Genomic DNA, 19,963 nt, shown 5'->3' on the forward strand with positions numbered 1-19,963 from the left:
GCTCCTTGTGCTGGGCGGTCAGTACGTCAGGACGGCCTGGTGGGTGTGGCCGTGGGAGCCGCCGACCGCCACGGTCAGCGTGGTGTGCGGCCCGCAGGTGACGGTCACCGAGTCGTCGGCGCGCCGCACCCGGCGCGCCGCCAGGGGCAGGGTCACGGTGAGCGTCGTCGCCGTGCGGCCCGGGTCCGCCACCGCCACGCTCACGCGGCCCGCGGCGCGCCGCACCAGGACGGTGCCGGGCCCGTCGCAGCGCACGCCCGCCACCTCGCCCGCCGCCCAGAAGTGCGCCGCGAACAGCCCGTACTCCGGAGCCCGGACGGCCTGTACCTGGGCTGAGTTGGCGACGACGCGGGCCGCGGAGGTGAGCGACCATGCCGCGGTGCGCACCGCACTCGCGCCCGGCAGCACCGCGTAGGCGTAGCGCGCCCCGGAGGGGGAGCGGCCGTGGTCGAACCAGAGGGTCAGGTACTCCCGCGTCAACGGGCCGGCGCTGCCGGCGGTGTCGGCGCCGGTGTCGATGTCGGCCCAGGCGCCGGTGCGTTGCTCCCGCAGGACGCGCAGCCGGGCGCCACCGGGCAGGACGTAACCGCCGAAGCCCGACAGGTGGGCCCAGCGCAGGTGCCGCAGCGAACCGTCCGGTGAGGACCACGGGTGGCCGTCGACCAGCAGGCGCGCACCGGCCCCGCGCGGTCGCCGGTTGTCCAGGACTGTCTCGACGGTGCGGCCGTCGCCCGCGGTGACGTCGGCGCCCAACGCCAGCACCGCGTCGTCCAGGTGGAACCACGCCTTGCGGGCCCGCAACGAGGAACCCTCGGCGGCGAGTTCCATGGCCGAGGCGCCGAACCTGTCCTCCAGCACCGCGCCCCCGGCCACCGCGTTCGACGGCAGGTGGGTGCTGGTCCCCGCGGACGAGCCCAGGTCGGCCCGGTGCCGGGTGTCGACGGTCGTGCCGGGCAGCCGGTACGGGTCGACCGTCGGCCAGAAACCGTCCCCGTACTGCCCGAGGTCGTCGGCGGTGTGGAAGTAGGTCATGCCGTCGCCGGTGTACCAGCCGTGCAGGTTCTCGCCGTTGCCCGCCTCGTAGGCGCTGATCCGGCGGGAGGAGAGGGCCAGCGCGCACGTCCAGCCCGGGCGGCGGTGCACCACACGGTCCATGTCGGCCAGGACGTCGTGCCCGGTGGGGGCGGCCATGGCCCGCACCCCGTCGTCCGCCAGCAGCGCCACGGCCCGCGCCACGTCCGGCACGGCGGCGTCGGCGGTGAACGGCACGGTGCGGTTGCGCTCCAACCAGCCCTTGACCACCGGCAGCCAGCTCTCCCGGTAGGAGGCGGGCGCGGTCTCGGCCAGCAGCAGCACCGCCGAGAGGGCGGCGGCACCGTCCACGTGGTCGGGCGCCGCCTGACGGGAGATCGCCCGGCCGCGCACCGCGTCCGTCACGACGCCCTCGTGCAGCACCGGGAGGAAGGAGCGCTCCACCGCGTCGTACACCACGTCCACCGCCGGGTCCGTGACCGCCCACGGCGACTGCGCCAGCAGCGCCAGCAGGTAGGCGAGGCCGCCCAGCAGCACCGAACCGTAGGTGCCGGTGTACGCCACGCAGCCGTGCTGGACGAAGGAGCCGTCGGCGTAGAAGCCGTCGCCCGAGGTCACCAGGCGGAAGAGGCTGTTGCGGCCGTTCCCGCGCCGGTCGGAGAGACCGTCGCGGGCGAGCGCCACCCGTGCGTCGTCACGGCCCAGCAGCCCGCTGAGCGCGACGATCACGGCCTTGTCGGACCGGTTGGCGCCCGTCTCCGGCAGCGAAGGACTGCCCGTGCGGCGGTCCGGGTCGGGCACGAACGCGGCGACGCTCTCCAGGTGCGCGGCCAGGTCCGCGGCGGGCACCCGGTCACCCAGCAGGACCAGGCAGTCCACCAGGGCGCGCGGGGCGCCGATCTCCCAGAACCACCAGTTCCCGCTCTCCGCCGCCCCCTTGTGGTAGGCCGCGTCGTGGAGGAGGCGGAGCCCGGCGACGACCGCGTCGGCGACCTCCGCACGCCCGGCGAAAGAGGTGCCCGGAGTGGCCCAGGCCAGGGCGAGCGACCGCAGCCGGGTGTGGCTCTGCCCCAGGTTGCCGGAGTCGGTGACGGGGGACAGGTCGGGCCAGAGCGAGGTGCGGTCCGCGGAGGTGTCCAGTCGCGCCCACAGCGGTTCGGCGACGGAGTCCAGGGCGGCGAGGGCGGGTGCGAACGCCGGGTCGGCGGTGTCGGCCGTGCCGCCGGTCAGCAGCGCACGCGCCCGGGCCAGGGGCGGGCCGTAGGGGTCGTCCGCGGCGGGGGCGGAGGCAGTGGTGGCCGCGAGGGCCCGAGGTGCGAGGAGCGGGGCGGACGCCGCGGCGGCGCCGGTCGCGGCGAGCAGGGTGCGGCGGCTGACGGGATGGGGCACGGGGCCTCCGATCGGACGGGCGGTGCGGGACGGGCGATGCGGGACGGGCGGTGCGGTAGGGCGCCTCATCGCCGTAAGGCGCCGGGGGAGCGGGGGGCGACGGAGTCGCGGACCACGATGTGCGTCCCCAGCCGCACCACCCCCGAGGCCGCCTCCCGCCACTGGTCGTCCCCGCTGTCGCCGACGGCGACCCGCACCGCGGCCCGCCCCAGCTCCTCCAGCGGGACGTGCACGGTGGTCAGGCGCGGGCGGAGCTCCTGGGCCACCGGGACGTCGTCGTAACCGACCAGGGAGACGTCCTGCGGCACCCGCACCCCCGCCTCCTCCAGCGCCTGGGCCGCGCCGGCGGCGACGATGTCGTTGGCCGCGAAGACCGCGGTGAACTCCAGGCCGCTGCGCAGGATCTCCCCCATGCGCCGGTGGCCGAAGGCACGGCCGAAGGCGCCCGGGTGCTCCAGCTCCGGGTCCGGCTCCACGCCCCGCAACCGCAGCGCCCTGCGGTGCCCCGCCAGCCGGTCGCGGGTGGTGGACAGCCGGGGCGAGCCGCCGAGGTAGACGATGCGCTCGTGGCCCTGGGTGAGGAGGTGGTCGGTCAGGGCGAAGGCACCGCCCTCGTTGTCGTACTCCACCGACGCCGTCGGCACGCCGGGCCCCAGAGCGGGCCGGCCGCACAGCACGAGGCGGGAGCCGTCCGCCGCCAGCTCCCGTGCCCGGTCGGCGAGTTGGGCGGTGTAGGCCCGGTCCTGCACGCTGCCGCCCACCACGATCACCGCGTCGGCGCGCCGCTCGTGCAGCAACTCGACGAAGGCCAGTTCCCGTTGCGGGTCGCCCTGGGCGGAACAGACCAGGCAGAGCCGGTCCCCGGCTGCCGCCTCCCGCTCCACCCCCCGGGCGATGTAGGCGTAGAACGGGTCGACGACGTCACCGACGACGATGCCGACGGTCCTGGCCGACACGCCCGCCAACGCTCTGGCGTGCGCGTTGACCACGTACCCCAGCTCCCGCACGGCCGCCTCGACCCGCTCCCTGGTGGCCGCGGCCACCGGGTAGTTGCGGTTCATCACCCGCGACACGGTGGCCGTGGAGACACCCGCGGCCCGCGCCACGTCCGAGACCGTGGCCCGTCGTCTGCCCTGCGCAGCGGTGGTGTCCCCGTCCCGTTCCCGAGCGGTGGTGGTCTGCCGCCGTCCCATCGACGCCCCCTCGTGGTCGCTGCAGCCGCCCCGGTCCCGGGTCGGGACCGGCGTGCACGGCGCGGCCGTCCGGCCCGAGGGTGTCATGCGATCCGCTCCCAGTCGCCGGCGCGCACCTCGTGGCGGAGCGGCAGGCCCCGGGCGTACCGGTCCAGCTCGTCCACCGCGCAGGCGCCGAGCCGGCCGACCTCGTTGCCCTGCGCGCCGGCCAGGTGCGGGGTCAGCCAGACGTTCGGCAGGTCCCACAACGGGTGGTCGGCGGGCAGCGGTTCGGGGTCGGTGACGTCGAGCACCGCGTCCAGCCGGCCGCTCACCAGGTGCCCGGTGAGCGCCTCGGTGTCGACCAGCGAGCCCCGGGCCGTGTTGACCAGGAGGGTACCGGGCCGCATCAGCCCCAGCCGGTAGGCGTCCAGGAGGTGGCGGGTCCGCGGTGTCTGCGGCGCGTGCAGGGTCACCACGTCGCAGGTGGCCACGAGGGTGTCCAGGTCGGTGGGGACCGCCCCCAGCGCCCGCACCTCCGCGTCCGGGAGGTACGGGTCGTGCAGGTGGACCTCCGCGTCGAGCGCGGACAGCAGCTCGACGACGCGGCGGCCGGTGCGGGAGGCGCCGACGACGCCGACGGTCAGGCCGTGCGTGCCGAGCCAGGGCAGCCGGTCCAGGTCGGCCGCCGTGCGGTGGGTGCGGCGGTCCCGGTAGAGGCTGCCCAGGGTGAACGCGCGCTTGGCGCCCAGGACGACGGCCGCCAGGGTGAACTCCGCGACGGGTACGGCGTTGGCGTCCGCAGCGGAGGAGACCGCCACGCCCCGGCCGAACACCTCCACGCCCAGGAAGGTCTTGACGGTGCCCGCCGCGTGCAGCACGGCGCGCAGCTTCGGGGCGCGGTCGAGCACCGCCGGGTCCAGCGGCGGGCAGCCCCAACCGGTCAGCAGCACTTCGGCCTCCGCCAGCGCCGCCACGGCCGGTGGCGAGGTGAACTCCGCCAGCGGGACACCGGGTTGCAGATCACCGACCTGCTCCAGACGGTGCCGCACCGCGGGCGGGAAGACCTCGTCGAGCAGGGCGGGGCTCATGGCGACGACCGTGCGGGGCCGTCGCGCGGCCGGCGGGACGGCGACCGCTCCCCGCGGAGCCGGCGCCTCTTCGGTGATGTGCACCGTGCCTCCGGATAGTAAGCGGGTACTGCCGACTGCGAGGACGGTAGGGATCGGCCGCACACGCCGTCAACCCGTCACGCAACGCCAACCAGCGTCAGGTATCGGTGACTTGGGAAGACCGCTGCAATGTCCGGTTTGGCTCTGTGGTGCGGGACACACTGGTTCCGCCCAGCGTATTGACGGTGGCGGTAACCGGTTACTAGCTTGCCGCCGCAACAAGGCCCATCCTCCGGAGCCCGTCTGCCGAACAGGAACCCCGCCATGGCTGAGACCACTACGGCGCCGTCGCCGCCCCGCCGGCGACGCGGGCCGCGATCCCCGGCGCGTCCCGGCCCCGCCCACAACCGCCTGTCACTGTGGCAACGCCTGCGCCGCGACCGGGTGATGCTGCTGCTCACCCTGCCCGGACTGCTCTACTTCCTGGTCTTCCACTACCTGCCGCTGCTCGGCTACGTGGTGGCCTTCCAGGACTACCAGCCCTACCTCGGTTACCTGCACAGCGCCTGGGTGGGGTTCGCCAACTTTGCCGAGGCCTTCGCCCAGCCCGCCTTCTGGTCGGCGACCGGCAACACCCTCGAAATCGCCCTCATCCAGCTGGTGTTCTTCTTCCCCGTCCCCATCGCCCTGGCGCTGCTGCTCAACAGCATCGCCGGCGACCGGGTCCGGCGGTTCGTGCAGAGCGTCGTCTACCTGCCGCACTTCATCGGCTGGGTCATCATCGTCTCGATCTTCCAGCAGGTGCTGGGCGGCGCCGGACTGCTGCCCGACCTCCTGGACAAGGTGGGCCTGCCGCGCTACGACATGATGGCCGACCCGCACGCCTTCCCCTGGCTGCTGACGCTGGAACTGGTCTGGAAGGACGCCGGCTGGGGCACCATCATCATCCTCGCCGCCCTGCTCGCCATCGACCGGCAGCTCTACGAGTCCTCGGCCATCGACGGCGCCGGGCCCTGGCGGCGGCTGTGGCACGTGACCCTGCCCGGCATCTCCCCGGTCATCGTGCTGCTGCTCATCCTCAACCTCGGCAACATCCTCTCCGTCGGCTTCGAGCAGATCCTGCTCCAGCGCGACGCCGTCGGTCCCGGCGCGGGCGAGGTCCTCGACACGTACGTCTACTACCACGGCATCCGGGACAACGACTGGGGAACGGCCGCCGCCGTCGGACTGGTGAAGGCCGTCGTCGGCACCGCCCTCGTCCTCGGCGCCAACCGGTTCGCCCACCGCCTGGGCCACGAGGGGGTGTACCGCGGTGCTGACCGCTGACCGGACCGCGCCCGAGAGCGCACCCGCCGACCCGGGGGCCACCGCGCCCGCACCGGGGAGCACCGGGGCCCGGCGACGCCGCCCCACGGCCGGCCGCCCGCCCTGGATGGAGCAGCCGACCCGGCTGGGCCGCGCCGTCAAGGCCACCGTGCTGGTGCTCGTCGTCGCCGCCGTGGCCTACCCGCTGCTGGGCGTCCTCGGCACCAGCATCGCCTCGCAGTCCGACATCATCCGCTCCACCGGGCTGGTGCTCTGGCCCGACCACCCCACCCTCGACGCCTACCGCACCATCCTCACCGGCGGCGTCGTCACCCGCGCCCTGCTGGTGAGCATCGGCGTCACCGTCCTGGGCACCGGCGCCAGCCTGGTCGTCACCGTCTGCATGGCCTACGGACTCTCCCGCCGCGAGGTCACCGGCTCCCGGCTCATCCTCATGACCGCGCTGTTCACCATGCTCTTCAACGCCGGCATCATCCCCAACTTCCTCCTGGTCAAGGGCATCGGCCTGTACGACACCTACGCCTCGCTGGTGGCGCCCACCCTCGTCTCCGCCTTCAACCTGGTGGTGCTGCGGGCCTTCTTCATGAACCTGCCCGAGGAGCTCTACGACGCGGCGCGCGTGGACGGCGCCGGCGACCTGCGGATCCTGCTCCGGCTGGTGCTGCCGCTGTCCAAGGCCGTCATCGCCGTGGTGAGCCTCTTCTACGCCGTCACCTACTGGAACGCCTTCTTCAACGCACTGCTCTACCTGGACGGTTCCGACAAGTGGCCGCTGCCGATGGTCCTGCGCACCTACGTGCTCCAGGGCCAGAGCCTCAGCAGCGCCGCGGCGGGCGAGTCCCTCGCCCCGGAACAGGCCGTGCAGATGGCCGTCCTGGTGATCGCCGTCGTACCGATCCTGCTGGTCTACCCCTTCCTGCAGCGGTACTTCACCAAGGGCGTGCTGACCGGCGCGATCAAGGGATGATCCGCGGCGACCGCACCTCCTCCCGCCCTCCGCAAAGGAGAGAAACGATGCCCGGCTCCACACCGATCGACAGACGCGCACTGCTCCGCCTGGGCACCGGCCTCGGCCTGGGGGTGGCCGCCGCGCCCCTCCTCGCCGCCTGCGGGGACGGGGCGAGCGCGGCGAAGGCCGAGGCCAAGAGCGACAAGCTGCTGCCGGCCACCGTCCGCCGCAACTTCGGCCTCACCCCCGACCTGCCCGGTACCGCCGCGGGCGTCCCCCAGGGCTTCTACAGCTACCCCGCCAAACCGCTGCGGGCGACCAGGGGCACGCCGCTCAAGGGCGCCCAGCCGATATCCGCGACCCTGGAGACCTTCTCCCCACCGCCACCGGCCCGCGGCCGGAACGCCGCCTGGCGGGCGATCGAGGACCTGCTCGGCGGCCGGGTCGACATCACCGCCGTGCCCGCCGACGACTACCCGACGAAGTTCTCCACCATGGTCGCCGGCGACTCCCTGCCCGACGTCTTCATGTACCCCGAGACCGGCGGCGCCGACAACAAGGCCGCCTTCCTCGCCGCCACCTGCGCCGACCTCACCCCCTTCCTCGCCGGCGACAAGGTCCGCGACTACCCCAACCTCGCCGCCATCCCCAAGAGCGCCTGGCAGAACGCCGTCTTCGGCGGCCGGCTCCACGGCGTTCCCATCACCCGCAGCGGCACCGGCGGCGCCGGCTTCTACCGCCACGACCTGTTCGCCGAGGCCGGCGTCGACGACCTCGACCAGATCACCGACCTGGACCGCTTCGTCGAACTCTGCAAGGAGCTGACCCGGCCGAAGCAGGACCGGTACGCCATCATGACCGGCGCCCAGAACCTCATCGCCATGTCGGCCGGCTCCCCGAAGGACTGGCGGATGGACACCCGGACGGGAAAGTTCACCCACCGCCTGGAGACCGCCGAGTTCCGCCACGCCGTCGAGGTGATGCGCGACCTGTACAAGGCCGGCTGCTACTACCCCGGGACCGTCGGGATGAGCGGGGTGCAGAGGGTCAAGTACACCGACATGTTCAAGAACGGCAAGGCCGCCTACGTCTACGACGGCATGCCCGCCTACCTGGCCCTCGGCTCCTCCGGCTACGTCGACACGATGGCCGCGATCGACAGGAGCTTCGACGTCCGCCCCATGCGCCCGGTGGGGAAGGACGCCCTGGTCTGGCAGGACAACATCGCCCTGTCCAACGTCCACCTGCGCAAGGCCTCCGCCGACCGCGTCCGGCAGGTGCTGCGCCTCCTGGACTTCGCCGCCGCCCCCTTCGGCAGCCAGGAGTACACGCTGGTCACCTACGGCGTCGAGGGCACCGACTTCCACCGCGACGCCAAGGGCAACCCCGTCCTGACCAAGCAGGGCGTCGCCGACGTCAGCGTCCCCTGGGGCAAGCTCGCCTCCGCCGTCCCCGCCGTCTACTCCTCCACCAGCCGCAAGGGCGTGGAGCGCGAACACGAGGCGTTCCGCGCGATGATCCCCATGGTCGCCCCCGACCCCACCCTCGGCTACTCCTCACCCACCTGGGACTCCAAGGGCTACGGCAGCCTCTACACCTTCGAGCAGGACGGCGTGAAGGACATCGTCACCGGCCGCCGCCCCCTCTCGTACTGGAAGCAACTCACCCGCGACTACCTTGCGCAGGGCGGCGAGAGCGCCCGCCACGAGTTCGAAGAGGCCGCGCAGCAGGGCGGCAAGCGGTGAGGCCCGCCCTCAGCCGCCGGGCGGCCCTCACCCTCGCCGGCGCCGCGGCCGCCACCCCGGTACTCGCCACCCCCGCCGCGGCCCGCCGGCCCACCCCCACCCCGGGTGCGCCCGGCGTCGGCGACCCGCTCTTCCCCACCCTCGGCAACGGCGGCTACCAGGTCACCCACTACGACCTGACCTTCGACTTCACCCCCGTCACCTACGACTACACCGGCACCGTCACCCTGCTGGCCACCGCCACCCAGGACCTCTCCGCGTTCAACCTCGACTCCGACGGGCACACCGTCGACGCCGCCACCGTCGACGGGCGCCCGGCCCGCTGGGGACTGACCGCCGGACGCAGCGGCCAGGAACTGACGCTCACCCCCGCCACCCCGCTGCGCGACGGGCAGCCGTTCACCGTCACCGTGCGGTACCACGGCAACGGCAAGGGCGCGCGCACCGGCCTCACCGGCTGGCGGTTCGGCAGCGACGGCGGCTTCGCCTGCGCCGCCCAGTCCTCCCGCGCCGACACCTTCCTCCCCTGCAACGACACACCCTCCGACAAGGCCACCTGGACCTTCCACCTCAGCGCACCCGAGGGCTACGTCGCCGCAGCCAACGGCGAGTTGACGCACCGCACGCACCGCCCCGACGGCTCCACCGTCTGGCACTTCGCGCTGCGCGAGCGCATGGCCACCGAGCTGTGCGGCATCGCCGTCGTCAAGGGCACCTACCTGTGCGGCAGCAGCCACACCGGCCTGCCGCTGCGCCACCTCGTCCCCGCCGGGCAAGAGGACCGCTACGCCCCGGTCGTCGCCCGCACCGCCGACCACCTTGCCTGGACCGAGGCCCGGTTCGGCCGCTACCCGTTCTCCGTCTACGGCGTCCACATCTACGACGGCTACGGCGACGCCCTGGAGAACCAGACCCTCACCCTGATGGGCACCAACTGGTTCAAGCCCGACGCACACGGTAACCCCACCTGGGAGAACACCATGGTGCACGAGCTCACGCACCAGTGGTGGGGCGACAGCGTCACCCCGCGGGACTGGCAGCAGGCCTGGCTCAACGAGGGGCCCGCCACCTACTACGCCGCCGTCCACAGCGAGGAGCGGGGCTGGTCGGTGCTGGCCGACAAGATGAAGGCGACCTACGCCGCCCTGGACGCGGTGCGCGCCGCCGACGGACCTCCAGGCCTGCCCAAGGCGCTGGGCGGCACCAACATCTACGACGGCGGCGCCCTCGTCCTCTACGCCCTGCGCCGGCAGATCGGCAAACGGAGCTTCGACCGGGTGATGCGGCTGTGGCCCGAACGCCACCGGGACACCGTCGTCACCAGCGAGGACTTCCTCGCCCACACCGTCCGCGTCACCGGCGACCGCTTGCTGGCCCCCTTCCTGCGCGACTGGCTCTTCGGCCCCGTCAACCCGCCCATGCCCGGCCACCCCGACTGGACGGTGACCCCGTGACCCACCGCGCCCGCAGCCTCCTCGCCCTCGCGGCCGTCCTCGCCGCCGCACTCCTCACCCCGGCCCCCGCAGCCACCGCGGCCCCTGCCCCCCTCGTCCTGCACGCCGCCCCGCACGGCAGCGGCGACCACTGCGAGGCGGCCCGTCCCTGCTCGCTGACGGGGGCCCGGGACGCGGCCCGCGCCGCCCTCGCCGCCGACGCCGACCGCGGCGTCCGCGTCGAACTCCGGGGCGGCACCTACCGGATGACCGCGCCGCTCGCACTCGGCCCGCGCGACTCCGGAACCCCCGCGCACCCCGTCACCTGGACCGCCGCCCCCGGCGCCCGTCCCGTGCTCTCCGGCGGCCAGGTCCTCGACCACTGGACGCCACGGGCCGACGGCACCTGGACCACCCACGTGCCTGACGGCACCACCGCACGGCAGCTGTTCGTGGGCGGCCGGCGGGCCGTCCCGGCGCGCGGCGAGGCCTGCCCCGCCGCCGTCTGCGACGCCACGGCGAGCGGCATGAGCGGCGCCCGGGCCACCGGCATCGACCACTGGGCCCACCCCACCGACGCCGAGGCCGTCATCAAGGTCCGCTGGCGCAACTACCACTGCCGGATCGCCGGCGTGCACGGCGACACCCTCACCTTCGTCCAGCCCTGCTGGGCCAACTCCTCCTCCGGTACCGGCCGCACAGGCCCCGCCTGGGACACCACGACCGTCGACTCCAGCCGCTACGACGGCGTCGCCTGGTTCCAGAACGCACGCGAACTCCTGGACGAACCAGGTGAGTTCTCCTTCGAGTCCGGCACCGGCACCCTCACCTACCTGCCGCTCCCCGGTCAGGACATGCGCCACACCACCGCGCTCACCCCCGCCACCGAACACCTCCTCACCCTCGACGGCGCCCACGACCTGCGCATCAGTGGCACCGGCCTGGCCTACGCCGCCTACCGCCAGCCGTCCACGACTCAGGGCTACGCCGGTACTCAGGCCGGACTCACCCTCACCGGCACCACCGGCCCCGTCGACCACGCCGGCCGCCACTACACCAAGCCGGCCGCCGCCCTCACCGTCCGCGGCGGCAGCCGCGTCACCGTCGACCACGCCGCCTTCAGCCACCTCGGCGGTGCCGGGGCGGTCCTGGAGGCCGGCACCAAGGACACCGCCGTCACCGACTCCACCTTCACCGACCTCTCCTCCGGCGCCCTCTACGTCGGCGACACCGAACCCGACCCCGCCCCCGAACTGGCCGGGCAGCGCAACACGGTCGCGCGCAACACGATCACGCACACCGGCGTCGAGTACAGCGACGCCGTCGGCATCTGGGCCGGCTACGAGGCGGGACTGCGCGTCGACCACAACACCCTCACCGACCTGCCCTACTCCGGCATCTCCGTCGGCTGGGGCTGGAACCAGCCCGAGGCACGGCAGTCGGTGCTGCGCGACAACCGCATCACCGCCAACCGGATCACCGACGCCATGCAGGCCGACGCCGCCCAGCACGACGGCGGCGGCATCTACACCCAAGGAGCCCAGCCCGGCACCGTGATCTCCGGCAACTACGTGGACCGCGTCGGCTACGGCAGCGCCCAGCACGACGGCAACGGCGTCTACCTCGACGAACAGTCCTCCTACATCCGCGTCGAGGCCAACGTCATCACCCGCGTCCCCGGCAAGTACATCTCCAACTGGGCCGACTACGGCATCCAGAACACCGGCACCGGCAACTGGACCGACTCCGACGCACCCGCCCCCGCCGGGGCCGGCTCCTCGCTCCACGACCACACCCGCCTCACCGAACTGCCCGCCGCGGCCGTGGCGGTCGCCGCCCGGGCCGGCGCCCACGGCGGCCCGGTGGACCAACTCGCCACGGACTGGGCCCGCACTGCCACCGCCACCCAGGCCACCACAGCGGGCACCGCCACCGCCGACCTCGCCGTCGACGGCGACAACAACACCTGGACCGCCACCGGCGCCGGCCCCGGCGCCTGGTGGCAGCTCGACCTCGGCACCGTCCGCCGCGTCGGCACCGTCGAGCTGTGGAACGACGGCTCCGCCGCCACCGCCGACGTCGACCTCGCGCTCGCCACCCGCCCCGACATGGCCGACGCCACCGTCCACCACCTCGACGGCACGCTCCGCAGTCCCACCGAACTGACCGGTCTGCACACCCGCGCCCGTTACCTGCGGGTCACCGCGACCGGCTCCGGACGCGTGGGGCTGGCCACCGTCCGCGTCCACCCGTGAGGCTGTCGGCGGGGGAGACCCACCGCCCCCGCCTCCGACGTACGAAGGGCTTCCGCACATGACCACCCCCGACCTCCGCCTGGGCGTTCTCGGTTACGGACTGCGGGGCTCCCTCGCCCGCACCGCCCACCGGCCGGGCGCCGGCTCCCGCGTCACCGTCCTCGCCGACCCCGACCCGGCCTGCCGCGCCCGTGCCGAGCGGGACATGCCGGGCCTGCGCACCACCGAGGACCACCGCCGGGTCCTGGACGACCCCGAGGTCGACGCCGTCCTCGTCCTCACCCCCGACCACACCCACGCCGAACTGGCCTGCCAGACCCTCCACGCGGGGCTTCCCACCCTGGTCGAGAAACCGCTGGAGATCACGGTCGAGGGCTGTGACCGCATCCTGCGCACCGCGCACCAGACCGGGACCCGGCTCTACGTGGGGCACAACATGCGCCACATGCCCGTCATCCGCCTGATGCGGGAGGTGGTGGCGCGCGGCGAGATCGGCCAGGTCCGCACCGTGTGGGTGCGGCACTTCGTCGGCTACGGCGGCGACTGGTACTTCAAGGACTGGCACGCCGAGCGCCGCCACACCACCGGGCTGCTGCTCCAGAAGGCGGCACACGACATCGACGTCGTGCACTGGCTGGCCGGCGGCCACACCGAGACGGTGCAGGCACTCGGCGACCTCATGGTCTACGGCGACCTCCCGCACCGCCGCGCACCGGGAGAGCCCAAGCACGAGGACTGGTACACCGAGGACGGCCACTGGCCGCCGCACACCCAGCGCGGGCTGAACCCCGTCATCGACGTCGAAGACGTCTCCCTGGTCAACATGCGCCTGGACAACGGCGTCCTCGCCGCCTACCAGCAGTGCCACTTCACCCCCGACTACTGGCGCAACTACACCGTCATCGGCGACGAGGGCCGGCTGGAGAACTTCGGCGACGGCCCGGGCGCGGTGGTCAAGGTCTGGAACAGCCGCCGCTCCGGCCACCGTGCGCAGGCCGACGCCGAGTACGCCGTCCCCGCTGCCGAGGACGAGGCGGGGCACGGCGGCGCGGACCCGCTCCTGGTCGCGGAGTTCGTGCGCTTCGCCCGCGAGGGCGGTCCCACGGACACCTCACCGGTCGCCGCCCGCATGGCCGTCGCCGCAGGGGTCAGCGCCACCGCGTCACTCCGCGACGGCGGCACCCCACGTGCGGTCCCCGCCCTGCCGGAGGAGCTCCTGACCTACTTCGAGAAGGGCCAGATGCGCTGACCCACCAGCCCGAACCACCGGGTGCACCACCGTCCGGGGCCGCCGCACACGGCCCCGGACGCCCGGCACCCGCCCGCGCACACCGCGGGACCCCGCCCCCGGACCGCCCCGCGGTGCTCCCGAACGGCGCCCGCTCGCAGCCGACCCGGCCGTGCCCCCGCGCGCCGGGTTCCCGCCCGAAGCGCCCGCACCACGCACTTCCGCACCGCCCGCATCCCGCACCTCGCCCGACACCACCCGCAGCAGACGCACGGCTCATCGGCTCGTCCTTCCCCACCCAGGTCAGGAGACCGCAATGGAACCGTTCCGCAGCTCGCGCACCCGCCGCACCACCTCCGCCCCCCGGCGCCGCGCCACCGCTCGCGCCGCGACCGTCGTGGCGGCGGCGGTGCTCCTCGGGGTGGCCATGACCGGCGAGTCCTTCGCCGCCACCCCCACCACCCACTGGACCACCGGGGCCCCCGGCGCGGTCAGCCGGCTGACGCTGCCCCTGGCGGTCGAGTCGGCCCCCGACGCCTCCGGCATCTACTTCGCCTTCTACACGACGCTGGAGAGCGGCACCCGGCCCTACGCCGGCCTCCAGCCCAAACCGGCCGGCTCCGACGGCAGGTCACGCCTCCAGGCGATCTTCAGCTCCTTCAACGCCGAGGCCACCACCACCGACGACCACTGCTCACCCGGGGCGGACGGCGGAGCAGGCGTGAGCTGCGCGGTCCAGTTCCCCTACACCAAGGGCACGACCTACGACCTCGTCCTGAAGCGCGCGAGCGTCTCGGGCGCCACCCAGCTCATGACCGGCGACGTCGTCAACGGCTCCACGGGCGCGACCGTGGCGCACATCGGCAGCTTCTCCCTCCCCTCCGGCTCGGGCCGGTTCCGGGCCTCCGACGGCGGTTTCATCGAGCCCTACCTCACCGACGGCTGTTCCCAGCAGGTCACCGTCACCTACGGCAAGCCGGTCGGCACCGAGGGCGGCACGGACTGGACCGGCGACCTGCCGACCGTCGCCGACCCCGCGTCCGGCAGCTGCCTCAGCACGTCCTCGACCACCACCGCCAAGGGACGCCAGGTCACCGTCACCGGCGACGCCCACACGGCGGTGGGGCGGCAGGGCGCCTGAGGGCCGCGGTCCCGGGCCCGCCCCGGCACCTGAGATGTCCGGAGCGGGCCTTCGCCAGGAGGCCGGCCGCACCAAGGCCCGCCGCGAAACCGCCGGGGAGCAGGCCGCAGCCCTCAGTCGCGCTGCCCGTCCGCCTCCTCGTCCGCGGGCGAACGGCGGCTGCGGAAGCGCTGCAGGAGGGCCGTGCCGAGCAGCACCAGCCCGATGGCGACGACTCTGCTCCCCCGGTAGCCGGCCGCCGGGTCGTCCGCGGCGCCGGGCCCGAGGAACTCCCACAGCGCCCAGGCGATCCCGGCGAGGACGAGGAGGGCGGCCCCGACCGGTCCCAGGCCCCACCACCACGGGGCCTGGGGGTGTTCGTCGCTCTGGTCGCGTTCGTGCTGCGCCACGGCTGTTCTCCACTTTCACGTAGGCGGGTTGCGGTGCCCGGCGCCGGGTGGCGCCGGTGAAAGGAGAGATGCGTGACGCGGGCCGTCCGGTTGCCCGCGCAGCGGTGCTCGTCAGGAGGGACGGGCGGGCCGGGGTGCGGGGCCCGCCCGTCGGAGGGGGCAGGACGTCAGTCCAGGACCACCTCGGCGATCTGCGGCGCCGGTCCGCCGGCGGACCAGACCAGGCGGACCGCGCCCAGTGCGCCACCTGCCGGACGGATGCGGGTGTAGTCGCCCGTCAGACGCCCGACCGCATGCCACCGGCCGCCCTGCGAGACCTCCACGGTGGCGGACGCGCCCTTGGCGCCACTGGGCCGCAGCACCGTCACCGTGTGGGGACGGGCGCCCGCCCCCGGGGTGACCTGGAGGTACTCACCCGGCTGGGCGGCGCGGGCGGCGGTCCAGCGGGTGGCGGGGTCACCGTCCGCAGCCTCGGCGAGCGAGCCGCCGGCGCTCGCCCCGGGACCGCCGGTGACCTTCGCGGCTCCCGGGTCGGCCACCTGGAACTCGCGGACCGCGACCCACTCGTCCTGGGCCGCGGTGGCGCGCGCCCGCACGTAGCGCGCGGTGGTCCCGGCCGGCGGGTCGGCGCTGACCTCGGCCTGGTCCGTGAAGGTCTCCAGCGTGTGCCAGTCCCTGCCGTCGGCGGAGTACTCCAGCACGCCCTGCTTCAGGTGGTCGCCGGTGTCCCCCGGCCGTCCCATGGCCACGGTCACCCTCCCCAGCTCGCGCACCCGCCCGAGGTCGACGCCCACGTGGTCGTCCTTGTCCGCCGCGCCGTCGCTCCAGAAGTACGTGGTCTCGTCGCCGTCGGTCATCAGGGCGGGGGAGTGGGCCTGGTAGGTGCCCAGGTTCGTCACGCCCTCGGCGTGGCCGGCGACGCCCAGCGCCTTGTCGTGGACGGCGGCCGCGTCGGCCACGAAGGTGTCCAGCACCCCGTCACCCACCACGACCGGGATCTTCTTGCCGTTCATGTCGGTGTAGACGGGCGCCTTGGCGGCGCTCACCTGCTCGGCCAGTTCCTGCCGCAGCCGCCAGGCGCTCGCGCCGTCACCGGAGCGGGAGGCGGCCACCAGCCGCAGCGCGGTGCGGGCCGCGGTCCCCCAGCGCCCGGTGGCCTCCAGCCACGGTGCGCTGTCGGTGAGGAAACCCTTGTCGGGCAGGCGGTCCCGCAGGACGGCCGGGGCCTGCTGCAGGGTGCGGAAGGCGGCGTCCAGCGGGGCGGAGCGGCCCGACTTCCAGAACTCCTCGATGGCGGCGTTCAGTTCGGGGGCCTGCTGCGGGTTGAGATCCGAGCCGTACTCGACGTCGGCGAAGGCGCGCAGCGCCCGCTCGGTGCGGGCGTCGCCCCCGGCCATCTCGTGGAGCGCCGCGGTCCAGGAGCGGTCGGCGTCGTAGGCGCCGTCGTTCCAGGTGTAGTCGGCCACCGTGGACAGCGCGATCTTGGAGGCCGCCGGCTGGATCATGGGGTTGGCGGTGACGCCGGCCAGCTGCTCCGGCAGTCCCTGCTGCCGGCCGGTGAACGGGCCCAGCAGCAGACGGTCGGTGACGTAGTCGTTGACGGGGTAGTTGTCCCAGGTCAGGATCGGGTGGCCGAAGACCTCGCGCGCCGCCTTCGCCTGGTCGACGGTCATGGTGGGCGCGATGACGCCCACGCCCGTCCACTCCACGACCACGTTGTCGTCCAGCTTCTCCTTCAGCGCCGCCTTGTACGGCGTCGCCTTCACGTCGTAGTACTCCGTCGGCACCATCTCCAGGGGCCTGGCGCCCTGGTGGGTGGCGATGAACTCCTGGTTGACTCGGTTGAGCAGATACGCCTGCGCGGCGCCGGCCGCGCCGCCCCCGGTGCCGAACTTCGCCTCGTCCGCGTCGCAGTTCCACTTGGTGTAGCTGATGTCGTCGAGCGGGACGGCGAAGGTGCGCACCCCGATGTCCCACAGCGTCTGCAGCTTGGCGGTGAGGGCCTTGACGTCCTCCTCGGAGGAGTAGCAGACCGACAGGCCGGGGGAGAGGGCGTAGGTGAAGTCCACGTGGCGGTCGCGGGCGCGGTCCACCAGCTTGCCGATGGCGGCGAGCTGGTCGTCGGGGTAGGGGTCGCGCCACTTGTCGCGCAGGTACGGGTCGTCCTTCGGCGAGTAGACGTAGGTGTTCATCTTGTGCTCGCCGTAGAAGTCGAGCTGGTCCAGGCGCGCCTGGTCCGACCACGGGGTGCCGTAGAAGCCCTCGATGACGCCGCGCAGCGCGGTGGCGGGCCAGTCCCGCACGACGGTGCCGGCCACGCGGGCGCCCGGGGCCTGACGGTGCGGCAGGAGCTGGCGCAGCGACTGGGCCGCGTAGTAGGTGCCGGTGGCGTCCACGCCCGCCAGCACGACCTCGCCGGGACCGGTGCCCGACGGGGCGCCGAGCGCCAGGGCGTACCCCTCGGCCGGCAGTCCGTCCGCGGACCGGGCGCCGAGGCGGGCCAGGGCGGCCGTGGCGGCGGCACCGCCCACGGCGACCGTGAGGTTCCCGCGCGGCGCCCCCTCGGGTGTGGTGCGCCGCACGATCCGCTGGACACCTGCCGCCCGCAGCGCCGCCCGCACGGTCTCCAGCGCCGGTGCGTCGGCGTCCTCGGCCGCGACCAGGGTGACCGAGGGGGTGAGGGAGATGTGGTCCCTGCGGGCCTGCTGCGACTGCGGGGTGGGGGTGATGGACGGGGCCGTGGACGCCCCGGACGTGGCCGACAACGATGTCGGGGTGGTGGCGCCGGGCCGGGCGGCGAAGGCTCCTGCCGGGGCGAGGCCGGTGAGGGCCAGGGCGAGCGCGGTCAGACCGGCGTACGCCGCTGTGGGGCGGGGGTGGTGCATGCCTGCCTCCTCGATGATCGACGGGCTGGGGGCGCAGACAGGCTTGCGGTAGCAGAGGCCGCCCGCAAGGGATTCTCCGCACGGGTTCTTGGACGAAAGGGGAAGGCGGCCGGCGCGGCGCGGACCGGTTGCGGCGCCGGCCCGCCGTTTCGGTGCGGCAGGGCGGGCCGGCCCCGCGGACGGGCGGTCTCGGGAGGGGCGGGGAGCGGGGGCGGTGTTCCCGGCGAGAGGTGCGGCACAACGGGTGAGGCCGGCGGAACCTTCCCGTCCAGGTCCACGTTCTGGACGGACGGGGCGCCTCGCGGGTCCGGGACCGGCCGGGCCCGCGCCCCGGGCCGGCCGGGACCGGTCGGGAGAGGCCGCCCCCGCCGGAGCGGTCGCGTGCCGCCGGTGGAAGTCGTCCGAGGGAGAACAAGGTGACCCTGCGCCAGGAGATCGTCGGCAACGCCATGCAGATGGCGGTGTGCAACCTCGAACCAGGCCAGACGGTCTACTGCGAGGCCGGGAAGTTCCTTTTCAAGACCACCAACGTGACGATGGAGACGCGCCTGACGGGCCCCGGCGGCGCCGGCCGCGACCAGGGCCAGGGGCAGGGCGGCATGGGCGGCTTCCTGCGCCAGGCGATGGGCACCGCCATGCAGGTGGGCCAGCGCGCGCTGGCGGGGGAGTCGCTCGCCTTCCAGTACTTCACCGCCACCGCCGGGGAGGGCACCGTCGGCTTCGCCGGTGTCCTCCCCGGCGAGATGCGCGCCCTCGAACTGGACGGCAACCGCGCCTGGTTCGCCGAGAAGGACGCCTTCGTCGCCGCGGAGTCGAGCGTCGAGTTCGGCATCGCCTTTGCCGGCGGACGGACCGGGATGAGCGGTGGCGAGGGCTTCGTCCTGGAGAAGTTCACCGGCCGCGGCACCGTGATCATCTGCGGGGCGGGCAACTTCATCGACCTCAACCCGGCGGACTTCGGTGGCCGCATCGAGGTCGACACCGGCTGCGTCGTCGCCTTCGAGGAGGGCATCCAGTACGGCGTGGAGCGGGTCGGCGGCCTCAACCGGCAGGGCCTGATGAACGCCGTCTTCGGCGGCGAGGGGCTGTCCCTGGCCACCCTGGAGGGCAATGGCAGGGTCATCCTCCAGTCGCTGACCATCGAGGGGCTGGCCAACGCGCTGAAGAAGGCACAGGGGGGCGACAAGCAGGGCCCGACGGGCGGCCTGTTCTCCACCCACGCCGGCTGAGGAACCCCCCCACCGCGCCTGCCCCGGGGGGTGTCCGCCGCCGGGCCGCCCGTGCGCGCCCCGGCGGCGCCCCGGGCACGTGGGGGTGCGGCCGGCGTCGCGCGGGCCGCCGGGGCGCTCGCCGCACGCCCGGCCGCCGGTGTGAACTCATGGGAAACATCAGCCCCTTGGCGTTGCGGACGCGGCTCTACGCGCGTCATCCTGAGGGCATGACGATCCCCCCACGCGTCACTCGGATCGGCGCCCTCGGCGCCCTCATGTCCGCACTCCTGCTCGGCGGCGCCTCGGCCGTCCCCGCGACGGCCCAGTCGCTCCCCACCCGCGTCCCGGCGGCAGTCGCCCCGGTGGCGGCCGTCGGCGACATCTGCTACTCCGCCCTCCCCAGCCAGGCCCACGACACCCTGGACCTGATCGACCAGGGCGGGCCCTACCCCTATCCGCAGGACGGCACGGTCTTCCAGAACCGTGAGGGCGTGCTGCCGTCCCAGAGCACCGGCTACTACCACGAGTTCACCGTGGTGACGCCCGGTTCCCCCGACCGCGGTGCCCGGCGCATCATCACCGGTGAGCGCAGCCAGGAGGACTACTACACCTCCGACCACTACGCGTCCTTCGACCTCGTCGACTTCGGCTGCTGAGCGCAGCGGGCGGCGGCCGGCCCCGGGTTCGGCGCGGGGC

Annotated in this window: 14 protein-coding genes; 9 read left to right on the forward strand and 5 right to left on the reverse strand. The window is 74.0% G+C overall.

What is annotated here, in order from left to right:
* Window positions 1–18: 18 nt before the first annotated feature.
* The 3 genes from ACFV3R_RS29640 to ACFV3R_RS29650 all read right to left on the reverse strand — a co-directional run bounded on the left by ACFV3R_RS29640 (window position 19) and on the right by ACFV3R_RS29650 (window position 4,684).
* The gene (locus tag ACFV3R_RS29640; protein ID WP_385589538.1) at window positions 19–2,490 is read right to left on the reverse strand and encodes a polysaccharide lyase 8 family protein; all 2,472 of its coding nucleotides are present in this window, start codon (window positions 2,488–2,490) and stop codon (window positions 19–21) included.
* Window positions 2,487–3,614, reverse strand: a complete 1,128-nt coding sequence (locus ACFV3R_RS29645; RefSeq protein WP_385589540.1) for a LacI family DNA-binding transcriptional regulator — start codon at window positions 3,612–3,614, stop codon at window positions 2,487–2,489. Before ACFV3R_RS29645 ends, ACFV3R_RS29640 begins: the two co-directional genes overlap by 4 nt.
* Before the next feature lie 83 nt (window positions 3,615–3,697).
* Window positions 3,698–4,684: a hydroxyacid dehydrogenase gene (locus ACFV3R_RS29650; protein WP_385589542.1), complete on the reverse strand. Its 987-nt coding sequence runs from the start codon at window positions 4,682–4,684 to the stop codon at window positions 3,698–3,700.
* A gap of 345 nt (window positions 4,685–5,029) precedes the next feature.
* Here ACFV3R_RS29650 and ACFV3R_RS29655 point away from each other — a divergent pair, with 345 nt between their 5' ends.
* The 7 genes from ACFV3R_RS29655 (at window position 5,030) to ACFV3R_RS29685 (ending at window position 14,782) form a co-directional block, all read left to right on the forward strand.
* A complete protein-coding gene (locus tag ACFV3R_RS29655; RefSeq protein WP_385589544.1) occupies window positions 5,030–6,031 on the forward strand; it encodes an ABC transporter permease in 1,002 nt (333 codons plus the stop codon).
* A 106-nt stretch (window positions 6,032–6,137) separates the two neighbouring features.
* The gene (locus tag ACFV3R_RS29660) at window positions 6,138–6,998 is read left to right on the forward strand and encodes a carbohydrate ABC transporter permease (protein ID WP_385589575.1); all 861 of its coding nucleotides are present in this window, start codon (window positions 6,138–6,140) and stop codon (window positions 6,996–6,998) included.
* A gap of 47 nt (window positions 6,999–7,045) precedes the next feature.
* Window positions 7,046–8,725 (forward strand): extracellular solute-binding protein, encoded by a 1,680-nt coding sequence (locus ACFV3R_RS29665; RefSeq protein WP_385589546.1) that lies wholly within the window; start codon window positions 7,046–7,048, stop codon window positions 8,723–8,725.
* A complete protein-coding gene (locus ACFV3R_RS29670) occupies window positions 8,722–10,179 on the forward strand; it encodes a M1 family metallopeptidase (protein ID WP_385589548.1) in 1,458 nt (485 codons plus the stop codon). The genes ACFV3R_RS29665 and ACFV3R_RS29670 overlap by 4 nt, the downstream gene beginning before the upstream one ends.
* Complete coding sequence (locus ACFV3R_RS29675; protein WP_385589550.1) at window positions 10,176–12,413, forward strand: right-handed parallel beta-helix repeat-containing protein; 2,238 nt, start codon at window positions 10,176–10,178, stop codon at window positions 12,411–12,413. Before ACFV3R_RS29670 ends, ACFV3R_RS29675 begins: the two co-directional genes overlap by 4 nt.
* 58 nt (window positions 12,414–12,471) lie before the next feature.
* Window positions 12,472–13,662, forward strand: coding sequence for a Gfo/Idh/MocA family protein (locus ACFV3R_RS29680; protein WP_385589552.1), 1,191 nt, complete (start codon window positions 12,472–12,474; stop codon window positions 13,660–13,662).
* A 295-nt stretch (window positions 13,663–13,957) separates the two neighbouring features.
* Window positions 13,958–14,782 (forward strand): DUF3472 domain-containing protein, encoded by an 825-nt coding sequence (locus ACFV3R_RS29685; protein ID WP_385589554.1) that lies wholly within the window; start codon window positions 13,958–13,960, stop codon window positions 14,780–14,782.
* Between the two features lie 113 nt (window positions 14,783–14,895).
* Here ACFV3R_RS29685 and ACFV3R_RS29690 read toward each other — a convergent pair whose 3' ends face one another.
* Window positions 14,896–15,171 carry a hypothetical protein gene (locus ACFV3R_RS29690; RefSeq protein WP_385589556.1) on the reverse strand — a complete coding sequence of 92 codons (276 nt, stop codon included), beginning with the start codon at window positions 15,169–15,171 and terminating at the stop codon, window positions 14,896–14,898.
* Between the two features lie 167 nt (window positions 15,172–15,338).
* The gene (locus ACFV3R_RS29695) at window positions 15,339–18,056 is read right to left on the reverse strand and encodes a beta-N-acetylglucosaminidase domain-containing protein (RefSeq protein ID WP_385589558.1); all 2,718 of its coding nucleotides are present in this window, start codon (window positions 18,054–18,056) and stop codon (window positions 15,339–15,341) included.
* Window positions 18,057–18,472: 416 nt separating this feature from the next.
* Here ACFV3R_RS29695 and ACFV3R_RS29700 point away from each other — a divergent pair, with 416 nt between their 5' ends.
* Both ACFV3R_RS29700 and ACFV3R_RS29705 read left to right on the forward strand, forming a co-directional pair.
* A complete protein-coding gene (locus ACFV3R_RS29700) occupies window positions 18,473–19,285 on the forward strand; it encodes an AIM24 family protein (protein ID WP_385589561.1) in 813 nt (270 codons plus the stop codon).
* 209 nt (window positions 19,286–19,494) lie between these two features.
* Window positions 19,495–19,923: a ribonuclease domain-containing protein gene (locus ACFV3R_RS29705; RefSeq protein WP_385589563.1), complete on the forward strand. Its 429-nt coding sequence runs from the start codon at window positions 19,495–19,497 to the stop codon at window positions 19,921–19,923.
* Window positions 19,924–19,963: the final 40 nt, after the last annotated feature.

It is taken from the genome of Streptomyces sp. NPDC059740, from assembly GCF_042733155.1.
In the GTDB taxonomy this organism is placed as follows: domain Bacteria; phylum Actinomycetota; class Actinomycetes; order Streptomycetales; family Streptomycetaceae; genus Streptomyces.